Below are 17,105 nucleotides of genomic sequence, written 5' to 3' on the forward strand. Positions count from 1 at the left end.
GCATGTCGGCCGTCGCCGGTGGCTCCCGGCCCGCGACGCCGCGGGCCGGGAGCTTCGTCAGGACGTCCGTCCGCGGCGACGGGTCACCGGACGGCGGGGGCTCAGCCCTCCAGCCGGGTGCGGATCCTTCCCAGGACGCGGGCGGCGTGCGCGTCGAGGAAGAAGTGCCCGCCGGAGTACACGTTCAGCTCGAAGTCGCCGGTGGAGAAGGCGTCCCAGGCCTGCGCCCCCGCCACGGTGACCTGCGGGTCCGCGTCGCCGGTGAACACCACCAGCGGGCAGGCCAGCGGCGGGCCCGGGGTGTGCCGGTAGGTCTCCACCGCCCGGTAGTCGTTGCGGATGGCGGGGATGAGCATCTCCACCACGTCCGGGTCCTCCAGCAGGGAGCCCGTGGTGCCGCCCAGCTCCCGCACCTTGTCGAGCAGCCCCTCGTCGCTGCGCAGGTGCACGCCGTCGTCCCGCGAGAGCGAGGGCGCGCCGCGCCCGGAGGCGAAGAGGGCGACGGGCTTGATGCCCTCCTCCTCCAGCCTGCGGGCGACCTCGTAGGCCACCAGTGCGCCCATGCTGTGGCCGAAGAGGGCCAGCGGCCGGTCGGCCCACTCGCGCAGCTCCTCCACCAGTACGTCGGCCAGCTCGGTGACGCCGGGGACGAAGGGCTCCTTGCGCCGCTCCTGGCGGCCCGGGTACTGGACCGCCAGCACGTCGGCCACCGCCGACAGCTGCCGCGAGACCTGGTAGAAGTAGCTGGCGGCGCCGCCCGCGTGCGGGAAGCACACGAGGCGGACGCCCGCCTCGGAGGGGTGGAAACGCCGGATGGAACCGTTGGAGCGTTCCGTCGTCTCGGTCATGGTCGTGCAGACTCCCTGGTCATCGGATCTGTGGAGCGCGCCTGAGCCCCGGTCATGCGACGCCGGACGTCCTGCGGCGGGCGTTCCACCGCTCCACCCAGTCCTCCAGGACGTCGACGGCCGCCTCGGTGCCCTTCTCGGCGCGTACGGCCTCCCCGACACTGGCCGCCCGTCGTGCCATGGCCTGGTCGTTCAGCGCCGTGCCGAGTGCTTCGTCGAGGCGCTCGGCGCTGAACTTCGAGAACGGAATGGGCTGCGGCGACACACCCATCCGGTGGACCTGGGCCGCCCAGAACGGGCTGTCCGCGAAGGTCGGCACGACCACCTGGGGAACACCCGAACGCAGCGCCTCGCCCGTGGTGTTGCAGCCGCCGTGGTGGATGACGGCCGCGGAGCGGGGGAACAGCCAGGGGTAGTGCACGTCGTCGACACGGAACACGTCGTCCGGCACGTCGTCCGGGCCGCCGCCCACCAGCACCAGCCGCCGGCCGTGCGAGCGGACCACGCCGAGCACCTTCTCCAGCGTCTTCTCCGGCTGGTGCACCGGCCAGATGCTGCCGAACGACAGCGACACCGGGGCGTCCCCCGACTCCACGAAGTCGACCAGCTCCGCCGACGGGCTCCACTCGCGGTCCCAGAACCAGTACCCGGTGAACCGCGACAGCGCGGGCCAGTCGGACGGCTCGGTGAACATCTCGCGGGTGACCGGGCACAGCAGCGGTACGTCGCGGCCCAGCTCGCGGTAGGGCGCGCCGAAGGGCAGCGCGGGCATGTCCGCTTCCTTGCGGTAGCCCCGGATGGAGACCCAGTCCAGCAGCCCCGCCATCCGGTGCGTCAGCCGGTTGTAGAGCGGTCCGAGCTTGGACTGCGGGGCTATCATCGCCGGCCACTGCCCCGTCGGGTTCAGCGGCCACCACGTCAGCGAGGCCCAGGGGGCCTTGCCGTCGTCCTGGAACAGGATCCGGCTCAGGACGCTGTTGACCACCAGGTCGGCGCCCTTGCACGCCTCCTCCATGCGGGAGGCGAGCAGCCGGATGTGCTCCTGCGTCTGGCGCGGCACCTTGCGGGCCGCCGTGAAGAGCGAGGCGCCCTGCTGCAGCGCCTCGGTGAGCGCCGGATGCTGCAGGAAGTCCTTCGGGCTGCCCGGCAGTTCGGCGAAGTCCAGACCGGCCTCCCGCACCAGCTTCTCGAAGTCTCCGTGGGTGGCGAGAACGACCGAGTGCCCCCGGGCCATCAGGGTGGTGCCCAGCGCGATGAACGGCTGGACATCACCCCGTGACCCCGTGACAAGGAGTGTGACCTGCATGAGTCCTCCGTACTGAAGGGACGAGTGAGAGGGGGGCCGCCCGGTTGCTGCGGTGTTCTTGTGGTGCCGCGGTGTCTCAGTAGTAGGGGACGTAGCGGTCGAGCATGCGGTCGAGGTAGTCGGCGTCGGTCACCGACCGCATCTCGGGCAGCAGCTTGCAGAGCTTCTCGACCGACACCCGGGTGAGGGACACGGGCCCGTCGACGATCTCGTGCCGCGCCGAGAGCCCCAGCCGCTTCTCGATGCCGTGGATCACCGCCTCGATGGGCAGCGGCCTGCCGGAGGCGACGTTGACCACCTCGTTGTCCACGTCCTGCGCGAGCAGTCCGTCGACGACCCGGGTCACGTCGGCCGCGTCGATCAGGTCGCGGTGCGCTCCCTGGTACAGCCGCACGCTGCCGCTGCGCACCTGCTGCACGAACGCGGGGAGCAGCTGGTGCGGCCGCTGCCAGCGGCCCATCGCGTGACTCACCCGCAGGATCAGCCAGGGCGCGCCGGATTCGGCGACGATGTGCTCCAACCGGAGCTTCTGCCTGCCGTACGGCGAGGTCGGGCTCAGCTCGACGTCCTCGGCCATCGCGGTGTCCCCGGTGTCGTACAGGGCGTGGGACGCGCTGGACAGGAACACCACGAGGCGGCCGTCGGCGCGGCACCGGTGGGTGACCTCTTCCACCAGAGCGGCCTCGCGGGCGAACTCGGCCTCCGCGAGGACGCTGGTGCTCGAGACACCGGCGGCCAGCACGGTGGCGTGCGGATGGCGTTCGCCCACGCCGGCCAGGTTGCGGGCGATGAAGCCGTTGCCGACGATCTCCATCAGATGCCCTCCGTGGCGGTGACGCGGATCGCCGACTTCGCTATGGCGTCCAGCAGTTCTGCGGTACGTACGGTGGTGGCGGCCCAGCTGTCGTGGTCCCGGTCGGTTCCTGCGGCGACGGTCCGCCGCACGGCGGCGGCGAACGCGGCCACCGAGTGCGCGAACTGGTGCTCGGCGGGCAGGCCGATCTCCTCGGCGTGGTTCTGCCCCTCGATGCGCAGCAGGGGCGCCGCCGACGGCGGCGGGGTGAAGGCACGGTCCACGGAGAGCCGCGCGTCGCTGCCCCACAGGACGTAGCGGGAGCCGTAGGTGTGCAGGAAGCCGAAGCTGAGCGTGGCGATCTGCCCGGTGGCCGACGCGAGCACCGCGCTGCCCGAGACGTCGACGCCCGACGCCGGGTCCTCGCGCAGCACGGCCCCGGCGACGGTGAGGTCGTCGCCGAGGAAGTACTGGGCGAGGCGCACCGGGTAGATGCCCACGTCCAGCAGGGCGCCACCGCCGAGCTCGGGCCGGTAGCGGACGTCCTGCGGGGGCAGCGGCGGGAAGCAGAACGACGCGTCGACGTGCCGCAGTCGCCCGATCCGCCCCTTCGCGACCAGGTCGGCCACGCTCCCGTGGAAGCCGTGGTGGAGGAAGGCGAGGTTCTCGCGCAGCACCAGGCCGCGCTCTCCCGCGAGCCGGGTCAGCGCGGCGGTGTCCGCCGCGCAGGTGGTCAGGGGCTTCTCGGCCAGGACGTGTTTGCCCGCTTCGAGGGCGGCTCCGGCCCACTCGGCGTGCAGGGAGTTGGGGACGGACACGTAGACCGCGTCGATGTCGTCCCGTTCGAGCAGCCGCGCGTAGCCGTGCACGGCCTCGCAGTCGAAGAGGGACGCGAAGGACTCGGCCTTCGCCCGCTCCCGGCTGGCGATGGCGGTGATGGTGGTGTCCGGTGTCTCGCGCAGCGCGGGCAGGGTGCGCCGCGCCGCGATCGAGGACGCGCCGAGCACGCCGACCCGCAGGGGGCCGGGCGAGGGGGAAGTACTCACGTGCATTCTCCTCCGGCGAATCCCAGCAGGCTGTGCAGACATGCGAGCAGGGTTCTGGCCTGGATGTTCAGGTAGTTGCTGTGCTGCACGAGGTGCGACAGCTGGTGCACGGTCAGCCACCGGAAGTCGTCCGGCTCCACCAGCACGCGCTCCGGGGGGAGTTCGACGATCAGATAGCGGCTGCGGGTGTGGAAGAACCGGCCGCCCTCCTCGGACAGCACGCTGTCGAAGCGGACGGCGTCGGCGGGGGCGTGCAGCACCTCGTCCAGGAACGGGGGAGCGGCCTCGGCCGGAAGGACGGCGTAGTTCTCCGGAGTGCACTGCACGGTGGGCGCCAGTTCGATCGCGTCCATGAAGCCGGGTTCGGCGCCGATCCGGGCCAGGACGTGCAGGACGCCGTCGATCCGCTGGACGAGGAAGGCCGCGACGCCCTGGCCGCGTGCCTCGAGCATCGGCTGCGTCCAGCTGGAGACCTCGCGGCTGCCGGTCCGCACGTCCACGGCCATCACGTCGAAGAACACGCCGCGGTGGTGCGAGATGCGGTCGTCGCAGCGCTGCCAGTCGCGGACGTCGGCGAGATCCACCAGGTGGGCCTCGCCCGTGAATCCGGCCCGCGCCCCGGTGAACCAGTTGCGGATGGTGCCGGGGGAATGCAGCGAGCCGTATCCGGGGTCCAGTGATCTGGCCAGTGCGGAGCCGAAGTGAGGGCCCTCCACCGGCCAGGGAACAGCTGGTGCGCCGTCAAAGGCCCGCGGGCCGGAAGGTGAAGGAGAGGTGAACGGGAAACAGGCCATGACCGTGCGCGAGTCCATGTTCACCAGGTCGTGCTCTGACAGCAGGGCGTGCAGTTGCCCGACGGACAGCCAGTAGAAGCCGTCCAGTAATTCCACGTCGTCGCTTGTTTCGACGATGATGTTTCGATTTCGTTTCCGGTAGAACCAGGAACCCTGCTCCGACTGGAGCACATCGGCCAGTACTTGGTGCCGGGCGGCGTTCCGGAAGAAATCGAGATAGGGCACCGGACGGCCGCCGTGCACGCGGGTGTAGTTGCTCCGGGTCGCCTGCACCGTGGGCGATAACTGTACCTTGTTGTGGTTGCCCGGCTCCATCTTCGCCTGCATCAGGCAATGCGGTATGCCGTCGAATTGCTTGACCAGGATGCCGAGTACGCCGACTTCGGGCTGATGGATGATCGGCTGGTCCCAATCGGGCACCGCCCCGGGGGCGTTCCGTACCCGTAGGCCCTCGATCGAAAAGAACTTGCCGCTCTCGTGGACGAGGTTCCCGTGTGGCTCCTCGAAACGCCAGCCCCTCAGCTCGCTGAAGGGGATGCGACGTATCTGTGAACTCTCCGTTTCGAGGTACGCGGCGAACCATGCGTGAAAGTCCCGCAGGCTGGACGCGGCCCATTCGGCCTCCCGCATGGAACGGGCCAACCCGGCCGCTAAGCCGGTCTCGGGCCCGGTTAAGACGTCGGCGCTGCCCGGCAGGGCGTGCGTCATCAGTAGTCGCTCCTTGTTCCCCGGCTGTTCCCTGGCGCGGATTGTCACCGCGGATTGTTACCAGCGTGCGAAAAGTGGAAGCAGGCATCCGACGAGGGCGGCTGCCGCGGCGCGCTCCTTCAGGCAATGTCCGGAAAACTGTCCGGAAACAGGCCCTGTAGGGCAGGTGCTGTCAACTCCTGCTGTCACCCGGAGTCTGGCTGGGCATGCGCCATCGAACCCTGCTAGTCCTACGTCTCCGGTGCTCGGCTGTCAAACTTTCCAGGTCGCGCCACGGGTTAGGGATTCGCGGATCGATCGCGGGTTTCCAGATCCACGCGGCCGTACTCGCGCGTACAAGTACCTTACTCGGAAGGCTAGATGCATGATGCAAGGTGATCCACGTCACATTGCCTCGGTCTGGCGCTATGTGACAGAGTCGATCTTGCGCTTATCAACTGCTCTATAGGTGTAGTGCATTGCGAAACCGACACCGATCGCCAGTTGTATATTTGCGAGTGGGGATTGGGAGCCGGCCCGGAGAATCTTCGGTCCGGCTTCGGCGAACATTCGAAGATTAGCGGGGGTTCACATTGGCCAGGAGTGCTCGTTCGGTGCGCCACGACGACGATGGCGATATCGATCGCATTGCTGTGATCGGACTCTCCTGCCGTCTCCCGCGGGCCGAATCCTCCGTGCGATTATGGGAACTCCTGCGCGAGGGTGTCGACGCGATCACCCCACTCCCCGCGGGGCGGTGGCAACAACGCTCCACCGAAGACGCGGAGTTAACCTCCGAACGAGGCGGATTCCTCGACCGCGTCGATCAGTTCGACGCCGACTTCTTCGGCATCTCGCCGCGCGAGGCGGCGGCCATGGACCCCCAGCAGCGCCTCGCGCTCGAACTCGGCTGGGAACTGCTGGAGAACGGCGGCATCACCCCCGAGCGCATCGCCGCCCTGCGCGCCGGCGTCTTCGTCGGCGCGATGAACGACGACTACGCGACCCTCACCCGCCAGCGCAGTTCGCAAGCGGTCTCGCACCACACCCTCGCCGGTCTGCAGCGCAGCATGATCGCCAACCGGCTCTCCTACCTCCTCGGCGTGAACGGCCCCAGCCTCACCGTCGACTCGGGCCAGTCGTCCTCCCTCGTCGCCGTCCACATGGCATGCCAGAGCCTGCGCGCGGGGGAGTGCGAGATCGCCCTCGCCGGCGGCGTGAACCTCAACCTCAGCTTCGACGGCACCCTGAGCGTCTCCCGGTTCGGCGGGCTCTCCCCCGACGGTCGCTGCTACACCTTCGACGCCCGCGCCAACGGCTACGTACGGGGCGAGGGCGGCGGCTTCGTCCTCCTCAAGCCCCTGGCCCACGCGCTGCGGGACGGCGACCACATCCACGGCGTACTGCGCGGCAGCGCCGTCAACAACGGCGGCGGCGACAGCCTCACCACCCCCAGCCGGCAGGCCCAGGAGGACGTGCTCCGCCGCGCGCACACCGCGGCGGGCGTACGCCCCGAGGACATCCAGTACGTAGAACTCCACGGGACCGGCACGGCCGTCGGCGACCCCATCGAGGCCGCGGCGCTCGCCACCGTCATCGGCTCCGCCCGCCCGGCGGACGCACCCCTGCGCGTCGGCTCGGCCAAGACGAACGTCGGGCACCTGGAAGGCGCCGCGGGCATCGTCGGCCTGCTCAAGGTCCTGCTCTCCCTGGAAGCGGCGGAGCTCCCCGCCAGCCTCAACTTCGAATCGCCCAACCCGGCCATCCCACTGGACGACTGGCACCTCCAGGTCCAGACCGAGCGCTCGCCCTGGCCGCGTCCGGACGTACCGCTGGTGGCCGGTGTGTCGTCGTTCGGCCTCGGCGGCACGAACGCGCACGTCGTCGTGGAGCAGGCTCCCGTGGCGGATCCGGCCCCGGCGGCGAAGTCGGGACCGGTCGGCGTGGTGGCCGGAGGCGGCGCGGTGCCGTGGGCGCTTTCGGCGAAGTCGGCCGCGGGGTTGCGCGGGCAGGCGGTGCGGTTGCGGGAGTTCGTGTCGTCGTCCGATGTCTCGCTCGTGGATGTGGGTCATTCGTTGGTGTCGACGCGGTCGGGTCTTGAGCACCGTGCGGTGGTGCTGGGGTCGGATCGTGAGGGGTTGTTGGCCGCTCTGGAGGCGGTTGCGGCGGGTGAGCCTGCTGAGGGTGTGGTGTCGGGGGTGCGGCGCGAGGGTGCGTCGGACGTGGTGTTCGTCTTCCCGGGTCAGGGTGCGCAGTGGGCCGGTATGGCGGTCGGGCTGCTGGATTCCTCGCCGGTGTTCGCGGAGCGTTTCGAGGAATGTGCGGCGGCCCTCGCCCCGCACATCGACTGGGCGCCGGTCGATGTCCTGCGCGAGCGCGAGGGTGCTCCGTCGTTGGATCGGGTGGACGTGGTCCAGCCGATGTTGTGGGCGGTCATGGTCTCGCTCGCGGCGGTCTGGCGTGCTCATGGGGTGGAGCCCGCCGCCGTGGTGGGCCACTCGCAGGGCGAGTTGGCGGCTGCTGTGGTGGCGGGGGTGCTGTCCCTTGAGGACGGTGCGCGGATCATCGCGTTGCGCAGTCAGCTGATCGGGCGTGAGCTGGCGGGCCAGGGCGGCATGGTGTCCGTGCCGGTCGACGAGGCCGCCGCGGAGGAGCTGATCGCGCCGTGGTCCGGTCGCGTGAGTGTGGCGACGGTCAATGGTCCGCGGTCCACGGTCGTCGCCGGTGAGGCCGAAGCGCTGGACGAGCTGATGGTCGCGTGCGAGCGCGACGGCGTACGGGCTCGCCGCATTCCGGTGGACTACGGGTCGCACACTCCGCAGGTAGAGCAGTTGCGCGAGGCGTTGCTGGAGCTGGCTGCTCCGGTCGTGGCGCGCGCGGGTGACGTACCGATGTACTCGACCGTGACCGGTGACCTCCTTGGGGAGGGTGTGGCTGATGCGGAGTACTGGTTCCGTAATCTGCGGCAGCCGGTGCGGTTCCTCGACACGGTGCGGGAGCTGATCGCCGCGGGTCACACCACGTTCGTGGAGGTCAGTGCGCATCCGGTGCTGACGTCTCCGGTCGAGGAGACCGGCGAGGCGGTGGGCATCGAAGTGTTCGCGGGCGGCACCCTGCGCCGCGACCAGGGTGGCAGCGGTCGCTTCCTGGCCTCGCTCGGCGAGCTGTGGGTGCGCGGCGGTACGCCCGACTGGCAGGCGGTCTTCGCGGGAAGCGATGCCCGCCGAGTCGCGCTGCCGACCTACGCCTTCCAGACCAAGCACTACTGGCTGGACAGCGCGGTCGCTGACCCCGAGGCCCCGGTCGCCGTGCCGACGGCAGTCCCGGCAGCCGGTGCACACGACGGGTCGCCGGACGTCCCGCACGCGGTGCGGGCCCACACGGCGGCCGTGCTCGGGCACGGCTCCGCGGAGGAGGTCGACGTACGGCGCTCGTTCAAGGACCTCGGCTTCGACTCCATCATGCTCGGTGACCTGCGCAGTCGCCTGAACACCGTGCTGGGCCGGCGGCTGACCACGGCCGCCCTCTTCTCGCACCCCACCCCGGCCCGGCTGGCAGAACACCTGGAATCCCTGCGCGACAGCGCCGCAGAGCGGCCGTCTGCGGCCGTCACCGTGCGCGAGCCCGACCGCCACCCCGCGGTCGACGGCGCGGAAGACCCCATCGCCATCGTCGCCATGAGCTGCCGCTTTCCCGGCGGGGTGGATTCTCCCGAGGACCTGTGGCGGCTCGTCTCCGCGGGCCGGGACGCGATCTCGGACTACCCCGACGACCGCGGCTGGGACCTGGAACGGCTGCTGAGCCCGGACGGCCGGGGCCGCGTCACCACCGGAGTCGGCGGCTTCGTCGACGGCGCCACGGACTTCGACCCCCGCTTCTTCGGGATATCCCCGCGCGAAGCGCTCGCCATGGACCCGCAGCAGCGGCTGCTCCTCGAGACCTCGTGGGAGCTGCTCGAACGCGCCGGGATCGATCCGGAGCTGCTGCGCGGCAGCAGGACCGGCGTGTTCGTCGGCGCGATGGACCAGGAGTACGGACCCCGGCTGCACGAGGCCCCGGAGACGCTCGACGGTCTGATGCTCACCGGCAAGACGACCAGCGTCGCCTCCGGCCGCATCGCCTACGTGCTCGGACTGACCGGGCCCGCGCTCACCGTCGACACGGCCTGCTCGTCCTCACTGGTCGCGCTCCACCTGGCCGTGGCGTCCCTGCGGCGCGGCGAGTGCTCGCTGGCCCTCGCCGGCGGCGCCACCGTGCTGTCGACACCGGGCATCTTCACCGAAATGACCAGCCAGCAGGGGCTGGCGCTCGACGGCCGCTGCAAGGCCTTCGCCGGAGCCGCCGACGGGACCGGCTTCTCGGAAGGCGTCGGGATGCTGCTGGTCGAGCGGCTCTCCGACGCACGCCGCAACGGCCACCGGGTGCTCGCGGTCGTACGCGGCTCCGCGATCAACCAGGACGGCGCGTCCAACGGCCTCACCGCGCCCAACGGGCTCTCCCAGCAGCAGGTGATCAGGGACGCCTGGGCCGAAGCCGGGATCGGCTCCGCCGACGTGGACATGCTGGAGGCCCACGGCACCGGCACGGCACTGGGCGACCCCATCGAGGCGGAAGCCCTGCTGGCGACGTACGGCCAGGACCGGCCCGAGGACCGCCCGCTGCTGCTCGGCTCGCTCAAGTCGAACATCGGCCACACGCAGGCCGCGGCGGGTGTCGCGGGCGTCATCAAGTCGGTACTGGCCATCCGGCACGGGCTCGTACCGGCCACGCTCCACGTCGACGGTCCGACCCCCGAGGTGGACTGGTCCACCGGAGCGGTGCGCCTGGCCACGGAGAGCACCCCGTGGCCCGAGACCAGCCCGGTCCGGCGCGCCGGTGTCTCCTCGTTCGGCATCAGCGGGACCAACGCCCACGTCATCGTCGAGCAGGCGCCCGCCGACGCCGCTGCACCCGCGGCGGCACCCGTGCCCGGGGCGCGGCTGCGCGACGGCGGCCCGCTGCCCTGGATCGTCTCGGGCCGCACGGCGGCAGGCCTGCGCGCACAGGCCGCACGGCTGCGGCGGCTCGCCGCCGACAGCGCGGCGACGGACGAGGAGCTGGGGCGCGCCCTGGCCACCACCCGGTCCGCGATGGAACACCGAGCCGTCGTGGTGGCGGAGGACCGCGAGACGTTCCTGGCCGGACTGGAGGCACTGGAGACGGGCGGATCCGCCGCCCACGTGTTCAGCGGCCAGGCCTCCGGCGCGCCGGGCGGCGCGGTCTTCGTCTTCCCGGGTCAGGGTGCGCAGTGGGCGGGCATGGCGGTGGAGCTGCTGGATTCCTCGCCGGTGTTCGCGGAGCGGTTCGGTGAGTGTGCGGCTGCGTTGACGGCGTACGTCGATTGGGCGCCGGTCGATGTCCTGCGCGAGCGCGAGGGCGCTCCGTCGCTGGATCGGGTGGACGTGGTCCAGCCGATGCTGTGGGCGGTCATGGTCTCGCTCGCCGCGGTGTGGCGCTCGTCGGGTGTCAGGCCCGCCGCCGTTGTCGGCCATTCGCAGGGCGAGTTGGCGGCCGCTGCGGTGGCGGGAGTGCTGTCGGTCGAGGACGCGGCGCGGATCGTCGCGCTGCGCAGCCAGCTGATCGGCCGGGAGCTGGCGGGTCAGGGCGGCATGGTGTCCGTGCCGGTCGACGAGGCAGCTGCGATAGAGCTGATCGAGCCCTGGGCGGGTCGGATCAGCGTCGCCACGATCAACGGTCCGCGGTCCACGGTCGTCGCCGGTGAAGCCGAAGCACTGGACGAGCTGATGGTCGCGTGCGAGCGCGACGGCGTACGGGCCCGCCGCATCCCGGTGGACTACGGGTCGCACACCCCGCAGGTCGAGCAGCTGCGCGCGGCCTTGCTGGAGCTGGCTGCTCCGGTCGTGGCGCGCGCGGGCGACGTACCGATGTACTCGACCGTGACCGGTGACCTCCTTGGGGAGGGTCAGGCCGACGCGGAGTACTGGTTCCGTAATCTGCGGCAGCCGGTGCGGTTCCTCGACACGGTGCGGGAGCTGATCGCCGCGGGTCACACGACGTTCGTGGAGGTCAGTGCGCATCCGGTGCTGACGTCCCCGGTCGAGGAGACCGGTGAGGCGGTGGGCGTCGAGGTGTTCGCGGGCGGCACCCTGCGCCGCGACCAGGGTGGCAGTCGTCGCTTCCTGGCCTCGCTCGGCGAGCTGTGGGTGCGCGGCGGTACGCCCGACTGGTCGGCGGTCTACGCCCCGGTCGACGAAGGCACCGAGCCCGTCGAGCTGCCCACCTATGCCTTCCAGCGCGACCGCTACTGGCTCGCGCCCTCGGCCGCCGGTTCCCCCGTCCAGGTGGAGCTGCCTTCCGCCCCGGTCGCCGAACCCGTCGACGGATTCCGGCAGAAGGTGCTCGACGCGCCCACGGCCGGCCGGCGCCTGCGCATCGTGCTGGACGAGGTGTGCACCCAGGCAGCGGCCGTACTCGGCTGGGCCTCGGCGCACGAGGTCGAGGTGGGCCGGGCGTTCCGCGAGGCGGGATTCGACTCGCTGACCGCCGTGGACCTGCGCAACCGGCTGGGCATCGCGACCGGGCAGCCCCTCGCGCAGACGGCCGTGTTCGACTACCCGACGCCGCTGCGGCTCGCGGAGCACCTGCGCGACCGCATCGTCGGCGCCGAGGATTCGGACGGCGACGACGCGGAGAGCGCCGCCCTGCGCTCCCGCACGGCATCCGACGCGTCCGCTGACGAACCCATCGCCATCGTGGCCACCAGCTGCCGGTTCCCCGGCGACATACGGTCGCCCGACGACCTGTGGCGACTGCTGCTCGACGAGCAGGACGTCATCTCCGGCCTGCCGCAGGACCGCGGCTGGGACCTCGACGCGCTGTACGACCCGGAGTCCTCGCGGTCGGGCACCAGCTACGTCGACCAGGGCGGATTCCTGCACGACGCCGGGCAGTTCGACGCGGGCTTCTTCGGGATCTCGCCCCGCGAGGCGCTCGCCATGGACCCGCAGCAGCGGCTCCTCCTGGAGACCTCCTGGGAGGCCGTCGAGCGTGCGGGCATCGACCCGGAGACGCTGCGCGGCACCAGGACCGGTGTCTTCGTCGGCGCCGTCCCGCACGGCTACGGCGCCGACGCCACCAACGCCCAGGAATCCGGCGGCTACCTGTTCACCGGAGCCGCGGGCAGCGTGGCCTCGGGACGCATCTCCTACAGCTTCGGGCTCACGGGCCCCGCCATGACGGTGGACACCGCGTGCTCCTCTTCGCTGGTCGCCCTGCACCTGGCGGTGCAGGCGCTGCGCCAGGGCGAGTGCTCGATGGCGCTGGCCGGCGGAGTGACGGTGATGTCGACCCCGGGCGTCTTCACCGAGTTCAGCCAACAGCGCGGACTCGCCCCCGACGGCCTGTGCAAGCCCTTCGCCGCCGCGGCGGACGGCACGGCCTGGGGCGAGGGCGTCGGGGTGCTGCTCCTGGAGCCGTTGGCCCGGGCGCAGCGCAACGGCCACCAGGTGCTGGCCGTGATCCGCGGCACGGCCGTCAACCAGGACGGCGCGTCCAACGGCCTGACCGCGCCGAACGGGCCGTCGCAGCAGCGGGTCATCCGTCAGGCGCTGGCCAACGCGCGGCTCGAAGCGTCGGACGTCGACGTCGTCGAGGCCCACGGCACCGGCACCACTTTGGGCGACCCGATCGAGGCGCAGGCGCTGCTGGCGACGTACGGGCAGGACCGGCCCGAGGACCGGCCGCTGCTGCTCGGCTCGCTCAAGTCGAACATCGGCCACACCTCCGCCGTCGCGGGCATCGCCGGTGTGATCAAGATGGTGGAGGCGATGCGGCACGGCGTGGTGCCGGGGACCCTGCACGTGGATGAGCCGACGCCGAAGGTGGACTGGTCGGCGGGTGCGGTGGAGCTGGTGACCGAGGGTCGTGCGTGGCCGCAGACGGGTCGGGTACGCCGTGCGGGCGTGTCCTCGTTCGGTGTGAGCGGTACGAACGCGCACGTGATCGTGGAGCAGGCCCCGGAGGTCGAGCAGGAGCAGGTCCCGGTGGCGGAGCCCGCTGGGGGTGTGCTGCCGTGGGCGCTTTCGGCGAAGTCGGCTGCGGGGTTGCGCGGGCAGGCGGTGCGGTTGCGGGAGTTCGTGTCGTCGTCCGATGTCTCGCTCGTGGATGTCGGCCATTCGTTGGTGTCGACGCGGTCGGGTCTTGAGCACCGTGCGGTGGTGCTGGGCTCGGATCGTGAGGGGTTGTTGGCCGCTCTGGAGGCGGTTGCGGCGGGTGAGCCTGGTGAGGGTGTGGTGTCGGGGGTGCGGCGCGAGGGTGCGTCGGACGTGGTGTTCGTCTTCCCGGGTCAGGGTGCGCAGTGGGCCGGTATGGCGGTCGGGCTGCTGGACTCCTCGCCGGTGTTCGCGGAGCGGTTCGGTGAGTGTGCGGCTGCGTTGACGGCGTACGTCGACTGGGTGCCGCAGGACGTGCTGCGCGAGCGCGAGGGCGCTCCGTCCTACGACCGGGTGGACGTGGTCCAGCCGATGCTGTGGGCGGTCATGGTCTCGCTCGCGGCGCTCTGGCGTGCGCACGGTGTCGAGCCCGCCGCCGTGGTGGGCCACTCCCAGGGCGAGTTGGCGGCTGCCGCGGTCGCCGGCGTCCTCTCGCTGGAGGATGCGGCGCGGATCGTGGCGTTGCGGAGCCAGCTGATCGGCCGGGAGTTGGCGGGTCGTGGTGGCATGGTGTCGCTGCCGTTGGCGGAGGACGCCGCGCTGGAGCTGATCGCGCCGTGGTCCGGTCGCGTGAGCGTGGCGACGGTCAACGGTCCGCGGTCCACGGTGGTCGCCGGTGAGGCCGAAGCGCTGGACGAGCTGATGGTCGCGTGTGAGCGTGACGGCGTACGGGCCCGTCGCATCCCGGTGGACTACGGGTCGCACACCCCGCAGGTGGAGCAGTTGCGCGAGGCGTTGCTGGAGCTGGCTGCTCCGGTCGTGGCGCGCGCGGGCGACGTACCGATGTATTCGACCGTGACAGGTGACCTCCTTGCGGAGGGTGTGGCCGACGCGGAGTACTGGTTCCGTAATCTGCGGCAGCCGGTGCGGTTCCTCGACACGGTGCGGGAGCTGATCGCCGCAGGTCACACCACGTTCGTCGAGGTCAGTGCGCATCCGGTGCTGACGTCTCCGGTCGAGGAGACCGGCGAGGCGGTGGGCGTCGAGGTGTTCGCGGGCGGCACCCTGCGCCGCGACCAGGGTGGGCAGGAGCGGTGGCTGACGTCCCTGGCCCAGCTGTGGGCACAGGGTGGAGCGCCGGACTGGCAGGCGGTGTTCGCCGGTACCGGGGCCCGCCGGGTCGCGCTGCCGACCTACGCCTTCCAGACTAAGCACTACTGGTTCGACACCGCGCCGGTCCGCCCCGCGGTGGGCGCGGATCCGCACGCCGCCTTCTGGGAGGTGGTGGAGCGCGAGGACCTGGAGGGATTCGCGAAGACCCTGCGGCTGAACGAGGCGCAGACCGGTCTGACGTCCGTACTGCCCGCGCTCTCCGCCTGGCACAAGCGGCACGCGGAAGCGGTCGGCATGGAGTCGTGGCGCTACCGGGCGCAGTGGAAGTCGCTGCCCTCCGGACCCAAGGCCGCACTGTCCGACACCTGGCTGATCGCCGTCACCCCGGACCAGCTCGACGGCGCGCTGTACGAGGCGGTGGCCGGGGCCCTGCGCACGCAGGGGGCCGTGGTCGAGCCGCTGCTCGTACGCGGCGCCGGGGACACCGGGCAGGACGAGCAGTCGTGGGCCGAGGCGCTGGCCGCGCATTCCGCGGCGGCCGGTGTGCTGTCGCTGCTCGCGCAGGACGAGAGCCCGCTCGCGGACGCGCCCGCCACTCCGGCCGGATTCGCCCAGAACCTCGCGCTGCTCCAGCAGTTGGAGGCCGCCGACTCGGACGCCGTACTGTGGTGCGTCACCCAGGGCGCGGTGTCCATCGGCGAGCGGGACCCGCTCACCAGCCCGGCACAGGCGCTGGTCTGGGGTCTCGGCAGGGTGGCGGCCCAGGAACTGCCGACCCGCTGGGGCGGTCTGGTCGACCTCCCCCGGGAGCCGGACGAACGCGCCCTCGCGCGGCTCTGCGACGTGCTCGCGGCCGAGGCCGACGAGGACCAGGTGGCGGTCCGCTCGACCGCGACCTACGGCCGCCGGCTCGTCCGCGCGCCGCTCAGCGGCGAGCCGGGCGACGGCTGGACGCCGGGCAAGGGCACGGTCCTGATCACGGGCGGCACCGGCGCACTCGGCGGCGAGGTCGCCAGGCGACTGGCCGCTCAGGGCGCCGAGCACCTGCTGCTCGTCAGCAGGCGGGGCGGGACGGCCCCCGGCGCCACCGACCTCGAAGCCGAACTGGCCGCCACCGGAGCCCGCGTCACCACGGTCGCCTGCGACGTGGCGGACCCGGAGGCCTTGCGCCGCCTGCTGGACTCGGTGCCCGACGACTGCCCGCTGACCGCCGTGGTGCACACCGCGGCAGTACTGGACGACGGGGCGCTCACCACGCTGACGCCCGAACAGCTCGACCGAGTGCTGCGGGTCAAGGCGGCCGGTGCGCACCAACTGCACCGGATGACGGCGGACCTGGATCTCTCCGCCTTCGTGCTGTTCTCGTCGCTGGCGGGCACGGTCGGCATGGCCGGCCAGGGCAACTACGCGCCGGGCAACGCCTACCTGGACGCACTCGCCCAGTACCGCCGTGCGCAGGGACTCGTGGCCACCTCCGTGGCCTGGGGTTCCTGGGCCAAGGGCGGCATGGCGGGCCGGGACGTGGTCGGCGACACCAGCATCCGGCACGGCGTGCCGCTGCTCCAGCCGGAGCGCGCCACGGTCGCACTGGAGACGGCGCTCGCCCACGGCGACACCAGCCTCGTGATCGCGGACATCGACTGGGAGAGGTTCGCGTACGCCTACACCGCGGCCAGGGCCAGCCGTCTGCTCGACGAACTGCCGGAGGCCCGCGCCGTACTCACGCGGGACGAAACCACCGACGGGGCCGCCGCCCTCACGCTGGCCGAGCGGCTGGCGGACCTCGCACCGGCCGAGCGCGAACGGCAGTTGCGCACGATGGTCCGCAGGCACGTGGCAGCCGTACTGGGCCACGACTCCGCGGAGACGGTGGAACTGCGGCGCCGGTTCCTGGAACTCGGCCTGGACTCGGTCACCGCCGTGGAACTGCGCAACCGGCTCAACGCGGCGACCGGTCTGCGGCTGCCCGCCACGATCGTCTTCGACTGCCCGACCGTGCACGAACTCGTGCGCTACCTCGGTGACGCACTGTTCGGCGACGAGGGTGCAGCCGAAGGCGGCACGGACGCGCCGGTTCCCGGCGCGGCCGAACTCGACCAGTTCGAGGCGCTCCTGGGGCAACTGCCCGACGGAGATCCCTCCAGAGTCGAACTGGCGGGACGGCTGAGGCAGTTGCTGCGGACCGTGACCGGACCAGGTGGGGACGGTGAGGACGTCATCGACGCCGAGGACCTCGAATCCGCGAGCAACGACGACCTCTTCGACTACATCGGCAAAGAGTTCGGGATCTCCTGAGCCCCTGATCGACGCCGCGGTTCTGACACGCGCCTTCCCGCGGGGCGCACGCACACTTCCGTCTCACTTTCGG

6 protein-coding genes are annotated in these 17,105 nt (G+C 71.5%); 1 reads left to right on the forward strand and 5 read right to left on the reverse strand.

All coding sequences use genetic code 11. From position 1 onward, the window contains the following. Positions 1–101: 101 nt before the first annotated feature. The 5 genes from ACFWAR_RS10210 to ACFWAR_RS10230 form a co-directional block, all read right to left on the reverse strand. Positions 102–848 carry a thioesterase II family protein gene (locus tag ACFWAR_RS10210; RefSeq protein ID WP_385775108.1) on the reverse strand — a complete coding sequence of 249 codons (747 nt, stop codon included), beginning with the start codon at positions 846–848 and terminating at the stop codon, positions 102–104. A gap of 52 nt (positions 849–900) precedes the next feature. Then, positions 901–2,154: a glycosyltransferase gene (locus tag ACFWAR_RS10215; RefSeq protein ID WP_385775110.1), complete on the reverse strand. Its 1,254-nt coding sequence runs from the start codon at positions 2,152–2,154 to the stop codon at positions 901–903. A 76-nt stretch (positions 2,155–2,230) separates the two neighbouring features. Then, positions 2,231–2,968 carry an NAD-dependent epimerase/dehydratase family protein gene (locus tag ACFWAR_RS10220; protein WP_385775112.1) on the reverse strand — a complete coding sequence of 246 codons (738 nt, stop codon included), beginning with the start codon at positions 2,966–2,968 and terminating at the stop codon, positions 2,231–2,233. Further along, positions 2,968–3,993 (reverse strand): Gfo/Idh/MocA family protein, encoded by a 1,026-nt coding sequence (locus ACFWAR_RS10225; RefSeq protein ID WP_385775114.1) that lies wholly within the window; start codon positions 3,991–3,993, stop codon positions 2,968–2,970. The genes ACFWAR_RS10220 and ACFWAR_RS10225 overlap by 1 nt, the downstream gene beginning before the upstream one ends. Further along, positions 3,990–5,495, reverse strand: coding sequence for an NDP-hexose 2,3-dehydratase family protein (locus ACFWAR_RS10230; protein ID WP_385775117.1), 1,506 nt, complete (start codon positions 5,493–5,495; stop codon positions 3,990–3,992). Before ACFWAR_RS10230 ends, ACFWAR_RS10225 begins: the two co-directional genes overlap by 4 nt. A gap of 632 nt (positions 5,496–6,127) precedes the next feature. Between ACFWAR_RS10230 and ACFWAR_RS10235 the strand changes: the two genes are divergently transcribed. After that, positions 6,128–17,032, forward strand: coding sequence for a type I polyketide synthase (locus tag ACFWAR_RS10235; RefSeq protein ID WP_385775123.1), 10,905 nt, complete (start codon positions 6,128–6,130; stop codon positions 17,030–17,032). The last annotated feature ends 73 nt before the right edge of the window (positions 17,033–17,105 follow it).

The sequence above is a fragment of the Streptomyces sp. NPDC059917 genome, assembly GCF_042730635.1.
GTDB lineage: Bacteria > Actinomycetota > Actinomycetes > Streptomycetales > Streptomycetaceae > Streptomyces.

Excerpts from the sequence above, each read along its gene's own strand:
- ACFWAR_RS10210 (WP_385775108.1), bottom strand. The coding sequence starts at position 848 with ATGACCGAGACGACGGAACGCTCCAACGGTTCCATCCGGCGTTTCCAC.
- ACFWAR_RS10215 (WP_385775110.1), bottom strand. The coding sequence starts at position 2,154 with ATGCAGGTCACACTCCTTGTCACGGGGTCACGGGGTGATGTCCAGCCG.
- ACFWAR_RS10220 (WP_385775112.1), bottom strand. The coding sequence starts at position 2,968 with ATGGAGATCGTCGGCAACGGCTTCATCGCCCGCAACCTGGCCGGCGTG.
- ACFWAR_RS10230 (WP_385775117.1), bottom strand. The coding sequence starts at position 5,495 with ATGACGCACGCCCTGCCGGGCAGCGCCGACGTCTTAACCGGGCCCGAG.